A 16,683-nucleotide genomic window follows, 5' to 3' on the forward strand; every position below is an offset into this window, starting at 1 on the left:
ATGAGCATCCATCTGGAGGACTACCAGGACCTCCTCGAAGACCTCGGGGGTCAGGCGGCCGAGGTGCTCGAGGCCTCGTGGCAGGAGGCCTCGCGTGCGTTCAGTGCCGCGGGCCTCAAGCGCTACTACCTGGAAGGGGCTCGCAGCCTGCATTCTCTCGGGCGTGGCTCGGAGATGGTGATCGCCTTCGTCCAGGAGACGCCGGATGTGGCGCAGGAACTGGGCGAGGACGCGGTCGGCGAGCTGGTCAGCTCGGCGATCAAGATGTACTCCAAGACCAGTGCCGCGGTTATCACCCTGCTGATCTCCACCAGCCCCATCGCCGCGCGCCGGCTGGGGGACCAGGGTCTGTTCTCGGGCTATCTGCGCCTGGTGGACAACCTGCTGGGGCAGGCGCCGCGCGGCGTTCGCCCGATGCTGGAGCACCTGGACGAGCTCCTCTCCCATCTGACGCTGGGGGGGCTGCGACGCTGGGCGAGCTGGGGGGCACAGGCCCACCGAACGGACCTGGAGGCTCAGATCGCCTATTTCGGCCTGGAGTCGCCGGAGTCCCGTTCGGTGTTCCAGAAGGAGCGTCGCGGGACACTGTTCGTGGATGTCCAGCGCCGCATCAACCTCTATCTGCGCTCTCTGTGGGCGCGCGACTTCTTCATGCGCCCCACCAGTGGCGACTTCGAGTCGCGCGAGGGCTACAAGCCTTACATCGAGGGCTTCACGATGTTCCTGCCGGACGCCTTCGACGACTGGGAAGGCCTGACCGGTCTGGATCTCTACCGTGCTGCGGCGGCCCATGCGGCGGCGCACGTGGTCTTTACCCGCGAGATGCAGCCGGAGGAGGCCCCGCGCGGCGTCATCGGGGTGCTGACCGAGCTGTTCGAGGATGCGCGCGTCGAGGCCCTGGCGACGCGCGGCTTCCCCGGCCTGCGCAACTTGTGGATCCCCCTGCACACCGCGACGCCCGACGATGGTGACGCCCCGCAGGCGCTGCTGGCCCGCACCGCGCGGGCCCTGCTGGACCCCGACTACCGCGACGACCACCCGTTTGTGGGCAAGGCGCGCGCGGCGCTGGCCGAACGGGCGGAGGACCTCGAGGCCGCGGGTCTGGCGCACGAACTGGCCGAGGCCCTGGCGCCGGAGTTCCCGGAAAAGGGTTACATGAACCCGCGGCAGGTGGCCCCGGATGTCCTCTACCGCGATGACAACCGCTATATCTGGGCCTTCGGCCGCGAGGAAGACGACTTCGAGACGCTGATGGCCAGCGGCTCGAATCAGGAGCGCGTCTACGTCACACCCATGGAGATGATCAATACGCTGGATGTCCCCGGGGCCGGGGATGACGCCCAGATGATCATGGTGCTGGCGACCGAGTGGTTCCGGGACGGCGAAGACGAAAGCATCAACCAGCAGGAGGGCAAGGAGCCGATCTCGCTGCCCTACCACTACCACGAGTGGGACTACCAGATGCAGCTGGAACGGCCGCACTGGGTCACCCTGCTGGAGCGGCGTCCGAAGAAGGGCGACGTGGAAGAGATCGACGCAATTAACGAGAAGCACAAGCCGCTGATCTCGCGTCTCAAGTTCCTGATCGAGGCGATGCAGCCGCAGGGCGTGCAGCGCATGCGCAAGCAGGCCGAGGGCGACGAACTGGACGTGAACGCCCTCGTCGAGGCGCAGATCGATCTGCGCATGCGCCGCCAGCCGGACGAGCGGATCTACGTCCGCAATATCCGTCAGGTGCGCGACCTGTCCGTGCTGGTGCTACTGGATCTGTCCGAGTCCACCAACGAGCCCCTCGCCGATGGCGAGACGACCGTCGTCCAGCTGGCGCGGGAGGCGACTGCGCTACTGGGCGGAGCCATCTCGAAGATCGGTGACCCCTTCGCGATCCACGGCTTCGCCTCCGATGGCCGCCACGATGTCGAGTATTACCGCTTCAAGGATTTCGATGCCCCCTACGACGATCATGCCCGGGCGCGGCTGGCCGGGATGAAGGGGCAGTTGTCCACGCGCATGGGGGCGGCGATCCGGCATGCCGGCCACCTGCTGCACCAGCAGGGCACGCAGAAAAAGCTGCTGCTGATCGTGACCGACGGCGAGCCGGCGGATACCGATGTGCGCGATCCGCAGTACCTGCGCCAGGATGCCAAGCGCGCGGTGGAAGAGGTGGGCAAGAACGGCGTCTACAGCTTCTGCATCAGCCTGGATCCGCAGGCCGACGAGTACGTGGAACGCATCTTCGGTGCGCAGCACTTCATGGTGCTGGACCACATCGAGCGGCTCCCGGAAAAGCTGCCGATGCTGTACGCCGGCCTGACCCGTTAGGGCGCACGGTACTCGCATGGCAAAGACGGGGGCGAGCTCGACACCACCGAAGGAGTCCAGCCTTCCGCAGGTGATGTTGAAGTCCGAGCTGCCCGCGCATCTGATCCGGCATGCGACCCTGCGCCAGTTGCAGGTGTTCGAGGCGATCGTGCGCCTGGGCAGTTTCACCCGGGCGGCGGAAGAGCTCTATCTGACCCAGCCGACCGTCTCCATCCAGATCAAGAAGCTCTCCGGTGCGCTCGGCCTGCCGCTGTTCGAATACGTCGGACGCAAGGCCTTCCCGACCGAGGTCGGGCTGTTGCTGTACGACACCTGCCGCGAGATGCTCGGGGCGCTGACCAATCTCGAGATGAAGCTCGCGGAGATGCACGGGCTGAAGCGCGGGCGCCTGCGCCTGGCGGTCATCACCACGGCGCAGTACTTCGCGCCCACGATCCTCGGGCAGTTCGCCAAGCGCTATCCGGATATCGAGCTGTCGCTGGAGGTCAGCAACTTCGACCGGGTGCTGGATCGCCTGGCCAGCAACGACGATGACCTGTACATCATCGGGCACGTGCCCGAGCGGCTGACCGATATCGCGGTGTATCCGTTCGCGCCGAACCCCCTGGTGGTGATGGCCAGCCGCGACCACCCGCTGGCGGGGCAGCGCAACATCCCGATCGAACGCCTGGAGCAGGAGACCTTCCTGATGCGCGAGCCGGGTTCCGGCATCCGCGAGGCAACCCTCAAGCTGTTCCAGGAACACGGCATCAACCCGACCGTGCGCATGGAGCTCGGCTCCAACGAGGCGATCAAGCAGGCGGTCATCGGGGGCCTGGGGATCGCGGTGCTGTCACTGCATACCCTCAGCGCGGAAGGGGCCGGGGGGCCGGTCGCGCTGCTGGATGTGGAGCACTTCCCGATCCACCGCCAGTGGCACATCGTCCACCCCAGACAGAAGGTCCTGTCGGTCGTGGCCCAGACCTTCCTGGATTTTGCCATCCAGGACGAGGCGCGGGTGCGCGGTCAGGTCGAGGACCTGCTGGCCGCGTTCAAGGCGCAGGCGAGCTGATCAGGCGGCCCGCGACCGGCGCCCTGACAGCCCCTCCAGGGTCCCTTATAATTCACGTTTTATCCGGCCGGCAATGGCCGTATGCGGAGATCAGTCAGTGACCACGAGCAGCCGGCCGCGCATCAGCGGCACCCAGTTCATCAATGCCGACGAGTCGCCGCGCGCGCGCCTGAGCCTCAGTGCCTCGCATCGCGACCAGCACCACCCGGTGACCGGGACGGGTGGCGATCCGGCGTTCGGCGCCATCGACACCCCGCCGAACGAGAGCTGCGTGGTCTGCGCCCCCGCGACCCGCCGCCTGGCCGAGGAACTGTTCGAGGGCTGGAACGACGCCCTGCAGACCGGGGATGCGCGCAAGGTCACCGAGCGCTATGCCGAGGACGCGGTCCTGCTGCCGACGGTCTCCAACGTCCCGCGTACCACGCACGCCGAGATCCAGGACTACTTCGAACACTTCCTCGAGAAGAAGCCCTTCGGCACCATCAACACCCGCAACGTGAAGCTCGGCTGCAACAAGCTGACCGACGCCGGCACCTATACCTTCCGCGTCACTGACGGCGGCGAGACCAAGGATGTCCCCGCGCGCTACACCTTTGTCTACGAGAACCGCGACGGCGAGTGGAAGATCGTCCACCACCACTCCTCGATGATGCCGACTGACTAGTCTTCACGGGGCGACCGTGCCCGGCCTTTTGGGGCTCGCAAGAGTAGGCGGTCTCCCTCTCGATTAGTGGCTTTCTGTGAGGGTTGGCTGTATTCCGGCATGACCAGTGTGTGATACTCGTCACGTTTCTGCGCAAACACCGCGCGGTCGGGTGCCCCCGTTTCCGGCGTGGCGCTTGAACGTACGGCAGAGGACGGCGCCCAATCGGGCCATGACTGGCAGGACGGATGACAAACGGGTCGGCACAACGGGAAAGCACTTCACCCCATTTGGTGGTTTTTACTCGGCAGTCGGGGCTGGCGGAGCGACTGGCAACGGGGCTTGCATGTACCGCCTTCGAAACCGTAGCCGATTACGAGGCCAGCCGGATCGATGGAGCCGGCATGATGGCCTTCGTGATCGATGCGGATGCGCTGCCCGACACCGCAGCTGTGGCGCGGGCCTTACGGTGTCATCCACAGGACCGAATGCGGTTGCTCTGGCTGCATGGCGACGCCGATGCCGAGACGCGGGCCCTGTCCGACGGTCCCTTTCACTCCGTCGATGAGCCCTCCCAGCGTATCGTGGATTGTGCAGCACGCCTGGAAACCGCCAATGGCGGGCGGCCCCCCCGTAGTCAGGATGAAGTGCTTCTGGCTTTGCTGTGGAGTCACCCGGGCCTGCATCTGGTGCCGGTGCGGGACTGGCATGCCCAGCAGTTGTATCGCTATCCGCTCCTAGATGCTTTGCTCGAAGAAGATACGCCCGAGTTCTGGTTGCGGGGGGTGCGCCAACGCCGTCTTCTCGAAGGTGTGGAGCTGGTCGACCGCGTACGCCTTTGCCCGGGATGCCGGCAAGGGCATCTGAGTTTTGTTGATGTGTGCCCGGAATGCGACTCGCTCGACATACGCACCGAGCCCGGACTGCATTGCTTCGCCTGTGGGCATGTGGGGCCGCAGCGTCTATTCCAGGATGGCGGCATGCTGCGGTGCCCGAACTGTTCGGCGGTCCTGCGTCATATTGGCGAGGACTATGACCGACCACTGGAGAATCACGTCTGCGGCAGTTGCCAGCATATGTTCATGGAGGGCCGCGTACTGGCGCGCTGCATGGGGTGTGGCCAGGCCCATGACCCCGATGAACTTGAGCCCATGGGGATTTACCGCTACCGGTTATCGGAGGCTGGGCGGTTACTGGCCCGGACAGGGGAGCTGCGGGATCTCTACGGAGCCTTCGACGAGATCAACCATGTGGCGCCGGAACACTTCGAGTTCTTCGTGGACTGGTCGCTGAAGCTGCGGCAGCGTCATGACGAGATCGGATTTGGCCTGATCCTGCTGCATTTGAACGGCATGGCCCGGGTCATCGATGCGCTGGGTCATGGGCGCGGTGTGGCACTGGTGGACACCTTCGCCGAACGCGTCAAGGCCCTGGTTCGGTCCACGGATTTGATGACCCGTACCGGTGACGACCGCATCTGGCTGTTTCTGCCACAAACGACCGCGAGCGGCGTCGACGTGCTGGCCAAAAGGCTCGGAGAGCTGCTGGAAGATGTCGTGTCCCAGGTGGATGTGGGGCGTCTCGGAAACGTGTATCACGAATCTTCTATGGGCATGGCGGAAGCCGAGGATGCGGCTGCGGTCATGGCGCGACTGGTCTCGCGGTCGCAATGAACGAAATGCTTTCGCTTCCGACCGAGGCCGGGGCCTTGCTGGCTACGTTGTTCCTGGAGTCGGACGCCCTCACGCTGGCGTACATGTTCATCCCGTTCGTGGTGTTTCTGGAATTGCCGCTGAACCTGATGATCTGGCTGGGTGTGCTGCGCCACTACACTCGACGTATCTATGCGATTCCTACCCAGTACCCGTACACACCGCGGATCACCTGCATTGTGACGTGCTATGCCGAAGGCCGGTCGGTACAGGGGACGATTCGCACGCTGCTGGAGCAGGTGTACCCGGGGCAGATCGAGATCATCGCGGTGGTGGATGGCGCTGATCAGAATCTGGCCACCATGCAGGCGCTTCGCGATATCCAGCCCGAGGCAGAGCATTACGCCAGCCGCCGGCTGATCATCCTGCCAAAGGTACCCCGGGGTGGTCGGGTCTCGTCGCTGAACGCCGGGCTTCAGTTGGCGCGCGGGGAAATCGTGATGGCAGTGGATGGCGATACCTCGTTCGACAACAGCATGGCCCTGCATGCAGCGGGCCATTTCCGCGATCCTAATGTGATCGCCATGGCCGGCTCGTTGCGCGTTCGCAACTGGAATCAAAACCTGATGACCCGCCTTCAGGCGCTGGAGTATATGATCACCATTCACCTGGCCAAGGTTGGCCTGGGTGAGTTCCGCGGCATCAACAATATTTCGGGTGCCTTCGGGGTCTTCCGGACCGAGTTTGTCCGTAAAGTGGGCGGGTGGACAACGGGGTCGGCGGAGGATCTCGACCTGACCTTGCGGCTGAAGCAGTATTTTGGCCGTCACCCGGGGTTCTACATCCCCTTCGAACCCCAGGCGATGGGGCACACAGATGTCCCGGATACCCTGGTGGGATTCCTGAAACAGCGTCTGCGCTGGGACGGGGACCTGTTCTTCATGTATGTGCGAAAGCATCGCAACGCCTTTTCGCCGCGCCAGATGGGCTGGTGGAATGTAATCATAGGCGTCTGGTACGGGATGCTGTTCCAGATGGTGATGCCGGTGCTGATCGTGCTGTACACCCTGTGGCTGGTGGTGATGGCCGATCCGGGTGTCGTGCTGGCCACGTTCATACTGATCATGGGGCTCTACGCGATCCTGACGGCCCTGATGTACATCACCGCGCTGGTGTTCATTTCGGAACGCCGCGGGCGTGATCTCCGCCTGGCCTGGCTGATTCCCGTGTTTCCCTTTTTCGCATTGGGCATGCGGGTGTGGTCGTTGGTCGCCATCATTAACGAGTGGTGGCGTCATTCGAGCCAGGAGTCGTCCATGGCCCCCTGGTGGGTACTACGCAAGAGCAAGCGGTAATGGCGATGCGAGGCGGGATACTGCTCGGGTGCATGCTGATGGCGGGGCTGCCGGTCATGGCCAGCGCGGAGAGCCTGCCCCGGCTGCTGGATGCGGTCGAAGAGGCACCCTCGTTGCTGGCCGAGCAAGCCGCGTTCGAGCAGGCGGACGCCTTGCGGGAGCGCCGGCATCAGGAGGGTGGCTGGGAGCTCTTCGGAAGCGCTGGCGCTGGGGTTTACCGCGAACCGGTGGTCGAAGGGCTCAATCGGCGATATCGCGGCACCAGCGGTTCGATCGGGATACAGCGTCCGCTGCTGGGCACCGACGAACAGCAGCGAAGGGCGGAATGGCAGGCCCGTGGGGAGGCCGGTGCCGCCTGGTACCGGTATCAGGAAGCATTGCAGACCCTGAGCCGTGACGTGGCCGAGTCCTACGCGCGGGTCTGGCATGCTCGCCAGCTCCAGTCCCTGGGCCAGGCGCTGCTGAGCGTCGAGCCGGATCTCGAACGGACCCTTGCGGAACGCGGGGACGAACGGCTGACTCGCGCGGATGAGGCGGCGAGTTTGCGGCGCAGCCTGGATGCCGCGCGCCTGGACGTGGACGAGGCTCGGGTGGACGAGCACGAGGCCCGGGTGGAGCTGGAAAATCTCCTGGGCCGGCCGGTTACTCTGGAATCAACCTCAGCATGGTTTGATCCACACCAGGCGACTTGCGGTACTCCCGGGATGGACCCCGCACCGGAAGTCCTGGCGGTGGAGGAAGAGTTGCGCGCAGTCGAGGAGCGTGAGTCCCTGACCCGGTTCCACGCGGTGCGGTCGAACCTCCAACTGCGTTACAGCTCGAGTTACGAAGACGATGTTAGTCGCCTGGGGAGTGGGTTGGAGGTTGTCTGGTCCGTCTCCGTGCCCTTGCGCGCGCTGGGTGGAGACAACGCCCTGCAGAGAGAACTGAGGGCTGAACAGCGGCAGCTCCGGCACCAGCGTACATCGGCCACCCAGGCCGTAGAACAGCGCAGGGATCTGGCGCGGCAGCGCCTGGAGGTCCATTCGCGCCGACTGGATTCCCGTTTGCAGGAGATGGAAGCGGCGGCTCATGCGCTGGCGGTGGTGGAGGAACGGGCGGAGAGCCGTGTGAGCGTCCCCTGGGAAGAGGTGATGCCCGCTCGGCAGGCATATTATCAGGCCGCGCGAGGCTGGCTCGACAGCGCGCTGGAGGTCTGGCGCGCGCAGATCGGTTGCGACCTCCTGGCCAGCGATCGTCCCCGGCCAATGGAACCCATCCGGCAGGCGCGAGCCACGCTGGGCGGCGATCCGGTAACGGACGCCCGCTTGCCCTACGCGGGGCGAATCTATCTGTGGGATAGCGAACCCGTCATTCGGGGCGAGGATCCCGAGTTCTGGGGCTTGCTGCGCCGCGCCGGCGTGGAGCATGTATGGCTGTCGCTGGATGGCGAACAGATCGATCGATACAGCGAGCATCCCGGTGTGCTGGCGGATTTCCTGCATCAGGCGCGGCAGCGGCAGGTGGATGTGGGGTTGTTGCTCGGCGAGCCCACTTGGGTGTTGCCCGAAGCGCGGGATGACCTGGTCCGTATCATCCAGCGTCTGAAGGGGGTCGACTTCGCCGATCTGCACCTGGACATCGAGATCGACCAGCTGGACAGCCATGGCTACGAGCGTGACGAACTCATTGAGGAGTGGCTGGAGACGGTCGCTGCCGCAGTCGAAGCCTCCCCGTGGCCGGTGGGGCTGAGTGCCCATCCGCGCGACTTTGGTGGCCCGGATCGTTGCCTTGCTTGCGACTTCGCCGAGGTGGGGGCAACGGAGCTTGCCCTGATGACCTACGTGACGCATGCCGATGGGATGGTCCACCGCCTGGAACCCGTGCTCGCGCGGAAGCCCGGGCTCACGATCACCCTGGCTCAGAGTGTGGAGTCGATCCTCTCGCCGCAAAACAGCTGGTTCCATCACGGCTGGGACGCGATGCTGAGCACTCTCGACACTGCGACCGAACGGCTGGACCACCTCCGTCTTCCGGTGGCGATCCAGAGCTACTCGTACCTGAGGGAAATGTGGGCCCATGAAGATTCGCTTTGATGCCACCGGCCGCCGGCGGTCAGATCAGGATGGCGGCATGAAGGTGCGCTACGGGCCCGCCCGTCGGGTCGCGTTCCGGCTGCGCTGGTATCTGATCCTTTTGCTGGTGGCCAGCCCGGTGCTGTACTTCCTTTACACGCTGGTCAACGACGCCATATCGACCGAGGTCCCGGCTCTGGTCTGGTACCCCCAGCATCAATTGCTGGCCGAGGTTCCGGGTTTTGTGGAATCGATCGCCGTCGAGCCCTGGGACCGTGTGACCCGGGGGGAAGAGGTCGTGCGACAGCACAGTCCGCAGTTGGAACGGCGCGGTCGGCAGATCGAACAGGACCTCGAGCGCCTGCGCGAGCGGGTGGCGCTTTCCGGGCAGGAACAGGGCGCGGACCTCGAGCGCCGGATCGAACTGCTCCAGCAAAGCCTGGACGAATTCCGTGCGCAGGAACGCCGTCTGGAGCGCCTGATCGACAGGGGGGCGGCGGGTCGTGGTGAACTCCTTCCGGTCCGCGCGGAGCGGGCACGCGTGGAGGAGCGTCTCGCCGAGCTGGAAGGCAATTTGGCGCGTGTCCCGCGGGGTGATGCGGTGGAATCCTGGCCGGACAGTCTCCAGTTACGACATGACGACCTCCTCGGAGAGCGAGCGGAGGTGCGGCAGGAAAGCCGCCAACTGGTCAAGACGGCCGATCTGGATGGCGTGGTGACGGAGATCCTGGTAGAGCCAGGGCAATTCGTGGCCGTCGGCACGCCCCTGCTGCGGTATAGCGGGACGCGGCTTCGTGTGGTGGCGTATGTGGAGCCCCGCCACCTGGAGCGGCGGCTGGAACCGGGGCGCGAGGTCAGCCTGATCCTTCCGGATGGTGAGCGGCGAAGGGCTGCTGTGACAGCTACCGTTGGGGCGGCCGATCGGCTTCCGGCGGCCTTCCGGTCGGGGCTGGGTGGAGGCGAGAGCGCGGTCCCGGTGATTGTTGAGCCGGTCTCCGAATTGCCGGAGATATGGCGCGTGGATCGCCTGCCTCTGCGGGTCAAATTCTAGGGAAACATCGATTTTTTCGGGCATTCGCGCCGTCAAGGTTGTCGAATGCAACGCCGCCCTGATGGGACTTGGACCCATGCGGGTGCACCCGGGGTCAGTTCTTTCTCTGGACCCTGTCCAGCCGGATGCCGGTCGCGATCAGGCCGACGTGGCTGAAGGCCTGCGGGAAGTTGCCGAGGAAGGCCCCGCTGGCCGGGTCGATCTGTTCCGGCAGAAGGCCCAGGTGGTTGCTGCGTTCGCACAGCGAGTCGTAGAGTGCCTGGGCCTCGTCCAGGCGACCCTGACCCAGCAGGTTGTCGGCCAGCCAGAAGCTGCACAGCACGAACGCGCCCTCGTGTCCGGGCAGCCCGTCCGGGGATTCCTCCGGCAGATAGCGGTAGAGCAGGCCGTTTCCGGCACCCAGGCGTCGCACGACGGCCTCGGTGGTGGCGATCATCTTCGGGTGATCCGCGGGGATGACGCCGCGTCCCGGCAGGGCCAGCAGGCTCGCGTCGATGCCGCCGCCACCCAGATGCTCGGTGAGGCTCTGGAGTTCGGGGTCCCAGGCCTGTTCCAGGATCGCTTCGCGGATCTGCCGCGCCTCGTCCCGCCAGAGGGCGCTGTTGCCTTCCATGCCATTGGTCTCGGCCAGCGCGGCACCGCGCTCCAGCGCGACCGCGCAGAGGGCGGCGGAGTAGGTGAAGGGGCGTCCGGCGGTGCGCACTTCCCAGATCCCGTGGTCGGGATTTTTCCACTCCGTGTTGGCGGATTCGACCAGGCGCCGCAGGCGCCCCCACAGGTGATCGTCCAGCGTGCCGCCCCAGCGGACCCAGCGCCAGGCGCAGTCGAGGATCTCGCCGAATACGTCGTGCTGGCGCTGCTCGACCGCGCCATTCCCCCAGCGTACGGGGCCCGAGCCGCGGTAGCCCTCCAGTTCGGGGTCGCTGCGCTCGGGTTGCGGGAGGTGGCCATCCACGTCGTACAGCACCCGTGGCCAGCCTGCGCGATCGACCGCGTCCAGGGCCCAGCCGATGAAACCGGCGGCCTCGTGGGTCATGCCGATATCGCTCATCGCATAGACCGAAAACGCCGCATCGCGGATCCACGCGTACCGATAGTCCCAGTTGCGGGGGCCGCCGATCGCCTCCGGCAGGGAGGAGGTGGGGGCCGCGATCATCGCCCCGGTGGCGGTGTAGTCCATCAGCTTGAGGGTGACCGCCGAGCGGCGGACGAGCTCTTCCCGGGGACCTGCATAATCGAAGTGCCGCATCCATCGTCTCCAGACCAGCAGCGTGGCCTCGAGCAGTTCCTGCGGGGTGCGGGCCTGGAACCGGTGCGTGTGCGGCCCCCAACCGAGCAGCAGGTGATGCTGCTCGCCGGACTCGAGTTCATGCAGGCTGTCCAGCGCCTCCAGTGGCAGGGAGGTGTTCAGCGCCAGGTCCAGCTCCGGCTGGTGGTGCAGGGCCAGGCGCAGGCCGGCGCCATGCGGCGCAACGGTCGCGCCACCGCGGGGCGCGATCTGCACCCGCAGACGTACCCGACCCTCCAGCACCTCGATCCGGCGCAGCAGCTCGTTGCGCCCGGCGGGGGCGTCCTCGGAAAGGTCCGCCCCCGCGCGCAGGGGCAGGCAGTCGGTGATGCGAACCCGGCCCTCCGGGCCGGTCATCTCGGTAATCAGTACGGCGGTGTCCGGGATGTAGCGCTGGTGCGAGGCGATCAGCGGTTCCGGGGCCACGCGGAAGGCACCACCGCGCTTTTGGTCCAGCAGGGCGCAGAACAGGGGCTCGGAGTCGAAGCGGGGCACGCACATCCAGGGGATGGCGCCGTCGCGGCCCACCAGCGCGGCGGTGGTGCAATTCCCGATCAGGCCGTGGTCTTCGATGGGCAGGTAGCCGTCGATGCGTTGTACGGGGCGGTCGGACAGCGTCACTGCATCACTCCCTCGCCACGCAAGGTGGCCCAAGTGGATCGGTCAGTCCCCAGGATGACCACGGATTCGCCGGGCAGGGTCAGGCGATCCGAGTCCACCACGATACCCGCATCGGAACACAACAGGCTGTGCAGCCCCCGGGCCCCCGGGCAGCGCAGGCGCTGCGGGGCCGGGGTCAGATTGCAGGCCAGCAGCAGCCCCGGCCGCTGTATCTCCAGCCAGCGTGCCGCTTCGTCGAAGCGCACCTCGATCGACTCCAGGCGGTCATCGGCGAAGGTCCAATGGGTGTGGCGCAGGGCGATCAGCGCGCGATACCAGCGCAGGATCCGGGCATGGGGTGCGCGTTCCCGCTCGTCCCAGTTCAGCCGGGAGCGTACGAAGGTGTCGCGGGATTGTGGATCGGGGATGTCGCGGGCACCGCGCAGGAAGGCCGCGAACTCGCGCCGGCGGCCTTCGCTGACCGCGTGCCCGAGGTCGACGTCGACATGATCGGTGAAATACAGAAACGGCGCTGTGGCCGCCCATTCCTCGCCCTGGAACAGCAGGGGCACGAAGGGGCTGGTCAGCACCAGTGCGGCCCCGATCTCCAGCAGGCCGGGGGCGAGTTGCGCACCGATGCGGTCGCCGCGCGCCCGGTTGCCGATCTGGTCATGGTTTTGCAGGCAGCCGATGAAGCGCCGCCCGGGCAGGTCGGATGCCGGGCGGCCGTGGGTACGCCGACGGTAGTGCGAGTAGCGGCCGTCGTAGGCGAGGCCCCGGTTCAGCACCCGGGCGAGATCCGCGAGCTGTCCGAAGTCCGCGTAGTAGCCGTCGGACTCGCCGGTCAGCAGGGCATGCAGGGCGTGGTGGAAGTCCTCGTTCCACTGCGCGTCCAGGCCGTAGCCGCCGACCTCGACCGGCCGGGTCACGCGCGGGTCGTTGCGGTCGTTCTCCGCGATGACCACCAGATGCCGCCCGAGCGCGCGCCCCAGGCGCTGCACCTCGGCGGCGAGCTGCTCGAGGAAATGGGTGGCCGAGGTATCGATGATCGCGTGCACCGCGTCGAGGCGCAGGCCGTCGAGGTGATAGTCACGCAGCCACATCCGGGCGTTGTCGATGAAGAAGCGGCGCACGGCATCGCTGTCGGGCCCGTCGAGGTTGACCGCCTCGCCCCAGGGGGTCTGGTAGCGGTCGGTGAAATACGGGCCGAACTGCGCCAGGAAGTTGCCGTCCGGGCCGAGGTGGTTGTAGACCACGTCCAGCAGCACCGCGATGCCGCGCCGGTGGCAAGCATCGACCAGGCGTTTCAGACCCTCGGGGCCCCCGTAGGCGTGATGCGGGGCATACAGGTTCACCCCGTCGTAGCCCCAGCCGCGCGCGCCGGGGAACTCCGCCACCGGCATCAGTTCCAGATGGGTCACGCCGAGCTCGGCCAGATGGTCCAGGCGCTCGGTCACGCCGTCGAAACTGCCCGCCGGGGTGAAGGTGCCGACGTGGATTTCCTGTATCACCGCCGCGGCCAGCGGCGGCGCCTGCCAGCCGGCGTCGTGCCAGTCGAAGCGGGCATGGTCCAGCCAGCGCGACGGGCCGTGCACGCCCTGGGGCTGCCAGGCGGAGCGCGGATCGGGGAACGGGCCGTTGCCGTCGACGCGGAAGGCGTAGTCGCTGCCGTGCACCACTTGCTCTGTCTCCAGCGACCACCAGCCGTCTGCCTGGTGGTCCATCGGCATGCGATTGTCAACGCACTCCAGCTCGACCCGATTCGCCTCCGGGGCCCACACGCGCACGGTCGTCATGGCGCGGCCTGCTCGCGTTCGAGGAGGGCCACCGGAAACGCCGCCAGGATCTCCGCGACTGGGTGCTCGCCGCCTTGCAGCGTCGCGCCGCACAGGCGGTTGTGCCAGGTGCCGGGCGGCAGCATCAGCCGGGTATCGCGCCAGTCGCCCGCGAGCGCGAGTACCAGACGGGGGACCAGCACCAGCGCCCCTTCGCCGCGCAGGTAGGCGACCACGTGACTGGCGCGTTCGCCGCTGGCGCGCAGCGGGGTGTACGCGGCATCCGGGTCGAACCATTCCGGGTGACGGCGGCGCAGGGCCAGGGCCTGCTGCACCACCCACTGCTTGGGCAGGCCCTCGTCGGCACGCGCCTGGATCTGTGTCGCGCTCAGGTGCTGAAGCTCCTCCAGTAGCCGGGCACGCGTGGCAAAGTCCACCGGGCGGCGGTTGTCCGGATCGACCAGGCTCAGGTCCCACAGTTCGCTGCCCTGGTAGAGGTCCGGGATCCCGGGCGCGGTCAGCTTGATCAGCGTCTGCGCCAGGCTGTTGGTGCGCCCGGGGGCGACCAGTGGTCGCAGGAATGCCTCCAGCGCCTCGCGAAACCCGGGGTCGCCGAGGGTCCTTGCCACGAACGCGTGCAGGGCCTGTTCGTAGTCCTCCTGGGGCTGGGTCCAGCTGGTTTGCCGCTTGGCCTCGCGTGCGGCCTTCTCCATGTAGGCGGTCATGCGTTCGACGTCGATCGGCCAGGCGCCCACCAGGGTCTGGTAATAGAGATACTCGATCGCCGGGTCCGGCCATTCACCGGTGCGGTGGCGAGCGTTCTGGCGCATCCATCCGCGCACGCCTGTGGCCCATGCCTCCGGGATCTCCGAGAGCAGTAGCAGCCGGGCGCGCACGTCCTCGCTGCGCTTGGTGTCATGGGTCGAGGTGGTCAGCATGGCCTCGGGGTGTCGGGCCCGGGCGCGGGCGCTGGCCGCGTGGAATTCGTCCACCGCTATCCCGAAGCGACCGGGGTCACCGCCGACCTCGTTGAGGGCCGTCAGGCGGTGGTAGCGGTACAGCGCGGTATCCTCCACGCCCTTGGCCATCGCCGGGCCGGTCAGCTGCTGGAAGCGCAGGGCCAGCTCGGTCGCGTGCTCGCCGGGGATGCGGAGCAGGAGCAGGTCACGCAGGAACTGCAGCAATTCGCTGTCCAGTTCCGGGCGGCGCGCGGCGGCCTGCTCGATCGCGGTCTCGACGCGGGCGATGTCCGCCGCCGTCACGCCACCTTCGCGCGGGGCGAGGTAGGTGCGGTAGACCGGGAAGCAGGCGGCCGCCTCCAGCAGGGCGAGGTACAGCTCGTGGCGGGTGTAGTCGCGGTGGCGCCGGTGTTGCTCGCAGATCGCCACGAACAGCGAGCTCAGGCGGTTCAGCTCGCTGCCGAGCAGGTCCTTCAGCACTAGGCGCTTGCATTCGTAGACCCGCCCCGGGTAGTCGGCGTCTTCGCCCGTGATCTCCTCGAACAGCCGCGTCAGCGGGGCCTCGCCGGCCGGGTCCACGAACAGCCCCTGCACGCGGTTGAGGAAGTCGTAGCCGGTGGTGCCGGCGATTGGCCAGTCGCGCGGCAACGACTCGTTGGGCTCGAGGATCTTCTCGGCGACGATCCAGGTGCCCGGACAGGCGCGGCGCAACTGGTTGAAGTACTGCCCGGGATCGCGCAGGCCATCCGGATGGTCGACTCGCAGGCCGTGCACCGCGCCTTCCGCCACCCAGCGCACCGGCAGTGCATGCACGGCCCGGAACACGTCCTCCCGCTCCTGGCGCAGTCCGGCCAGGTCGTTGATGTCGAAGAACCGCCGGTAGCCGAGGTCGCGTCCGGCCGTGCGCCACCAGGCGAGGCGGTAGTTCTGCTTCTCGATCAGGGCATCCAGCGCATCGGGATCGGCGTTGATCCGGGCCACCTCGGCCGCGATGGCCTCGGCGGCCGCCGGGTCGTCGCGGGTGATTTCGTCCAGCAACTGGCGAATGACGCCCTGGTCGCGGTGCCGGCGTGCTACCGAGTCGCGCCCGGTGAGCTGGGGCTGCGGGAGGCGTGCGCAGGATTCCGCGAGAAAGCCCAGAAACTCGATGCCCGTGGTGCGACCGGCGCGGTCGAGCAGGTCATTGAGCGAGGATGGATCCAGCGGGAAGCGGTGCTCGTAATAGGCAAGATCGAACAGTCCGCCATCGTATTGCAGCCGGATCTCGCCGGCCTCGAGGACGCGGCCGTAATGATCACCCAGCACCGGGAGCAGGACCTTGTTGGGCCAGCGCTCCTCCGAGGACTCCCAGTCCACGTCGAAATGCATCGCGAACCGGCTGGACGGGCCGTTCTCCAGCACATCCCACCACCACGGGTTCTGGTCTCCGGCCACCGCCATGTGGTTGGGTACGATGTCCAGCACCAGCCCCATCCCGGCAGCCGCCAGCGCCGCGCACAGGCGCTGGCGCGCCGCCTCGCCCCCGAGCTCGTCGTTGACCCGGGAGGGGTCGACCACATCGTAGCCATGGGTGCTGCCGCGCACCGCCTGCAGGATCGGTGAGAGATAGACATGCGAGATGCCCAGCCGCGCCAGATAGGGGACGACCTCGACGGCGTCGTCCAGCGTGAAGCCCGGGTGCAGCTGCAGGCGGCAGGTCGCGATGCGTTCGGGCTGCACGCGCTGCCCTTCGCGGCACTCGGCGGCGTCCGCGCTTGCTGTGCTGCCGAAGGATTCCTGCATCGCCCTCCGCCCCGACGCTTGACCGCCCCGCAAACGGGGCCCTGCTCAGCGACTGCGTCATGCAAATATGGACCAGATTCCGGGGGAAGGGAATGCATGCCCGACCGCAAGCAGCCATCGGCGCAGCGCCAGCGGTTGAGAGCGACCCCCT

At 66.9% G+C, this 16,683-nt stretch carries 10 protein-coding genes; 7 read left to right on the top strand and 3 right to left on the bottom strand.

Annotated elements, in window-relative coordinates:
* The 7 genes from D103_RS0106710 to D103_RS0106750 all read left to right on the top strand — a co-directional run bounded on the left by D103_RS0106710 (position 1) and on the right by D103_RS0106750 (position 10,128).
* Positions 1 to 2,322 carry a nitric oxide reductase activation protein NorD gene (locus D103_RS0106710; protein WP_018876252.1) on the top strand — a complete coding sequence of 774 codons (2,322 nt, stop codon included), beginning with the start codon at positions 1 to 3 and terminating at the stop codon, positions 2,320 to 2,322.
* A gap of 73 nt (positions 2,323 to 2,395) precedes the next feature.
* Complete coding sequence (locus D103_RS0106715) at positions 2,396 to 3,373, top strand: LysR family transcriptional regulator (protein WP_018865985.1); 978 nt, start codon at positions 2,396 to 2,398, stop codon at positions 3,371 to 3,373.
* A gap of 97 nt (positions 3,374 to 3,470) precedes the next feature.
* Entirely contained in the window at positions 3,471 to 4,037 is a 567-nt protein-coding gene (locus tag D103_RS0106720; RefSeq protein WP_018876253.1) for an SgcJ/EcaC family oxidoreductase, read from the top strand.
* Between the two features lie 383 nt (positions 4,038 to 4,420).
* A complete protein-coding gene (locus D103_RS14230) occupies positions 4,421 to 5,689 on the top strand; it encodes a diguanylate cyclase domain-containing protein (protein WP_231366584.1) in 1,269 nt (422 codons plus the stop codon).
* Between the two features lie 5 nt (positions 5,690 to 5,694).
* Positions 5,695 to 7,023, top strand: a complete 1,329-nt coding sequence (locus D103_RS0106740; protein ID WP_018876257.1) for a glycosyltransferase — start codon at positions 5,695 to 5,697, stop codon at positions 7,021 to 7,023.
* Positions 7,023 to 9,098: a TolC family protein gene (locus tag D103_RS0106745; RefSeq protein ID WP_018876258.1), complete on the top strand. Its 2,076-nt coding sequence runs from the start codon at positions 7,023 to 7,025 to the stop codon at positions 9,096 to 9,098. Before D103_RS0106740 ends, D103_RS0106745 begins: the two co-directional genes overlap by 1 nt.
* On the top strand, positions 9,082 to 10,128 hold the full coding sequence (locus tag D103_RS0106750) for an HlyD family secretion protein (protein ID WP_026280290.1): 1,047 nt from the start codon (positions 9,082 to 9,084) through the stop codon (positions 10,126 to 10,128). The genes D103_RS0106745 and D103_RS0106750 overlap by 17 nt, the downstream gene beginning before the upstream one ends.
* Positions 10,129 to 10,222: 94 nt before the next feature.
* Here D103_RS0106750 and D103_RS0106755 read toward each other — a convergent pair whose 3' ends face one another.
* Genes D103_RS0106755 through treY form a run of 3 tightly spaced genes read right to left on the bottom strand, consistent with a single transcriptional unit; the run spans position 10,223 to position 16,532 of the window.
* Positions 10,223 to 12,037: a glycoside hydrolase family 15 protein gene (locus D103_RS0106755; protein WP_018876260.1), complete on the bottom strand. Its 1,815-nt coding sequence runs from the start codon at positions 12,035 to 12,037 to the stop codon at positions 10,223 to 10,225.
* The gene (treZ, locus tag D103_RS0106760; RefSeq protein WP_018876261.1) at positions 12,034 to 13,812 is read right to left on the bottom strand and encodes a malto-oligosyltrehalose trehalohydrolase; all 1,779 of its coding nucleotides are present in this window, start codon (positions 13,810 to 13,812) and stop codon (positions 12,034 to 12,036) included. Before treZ ends, D103_RS0106755 begins: the two co-directional genes overlap by 4 nt.
* Positions 13,809 to 16,532 carry a malto-oligosyltrehalose synthase gene (gene treY / locus D103_RS0106765; protein WP_018876262.1) on the bottom strand — a complete coding sequence of 908 codons (2,724 nt, stop codon included), beginning with the start codon at positions 16,530 to 16,532 and terminating at the stop codon, positions 13,809 to 13,811. The genes treZ and treY overlap by 4 nt, the downstream gene beginning before the upstream one ends.
* Between the last annotated feature and the right edge of the window lie 151 nt (positions 16,533 to 16,683).

The organism is Thioalkalivibrio sp. ALE31, from assembly GCF_000377405.1.
Taxonomy (GTDB): domain Bacteria; phylum Pseudomonadota; class Gammaproteobacteria; order Ectothiorhodospirales; family Ectothiorhodospiraceae; genus Thioalkalivibrio.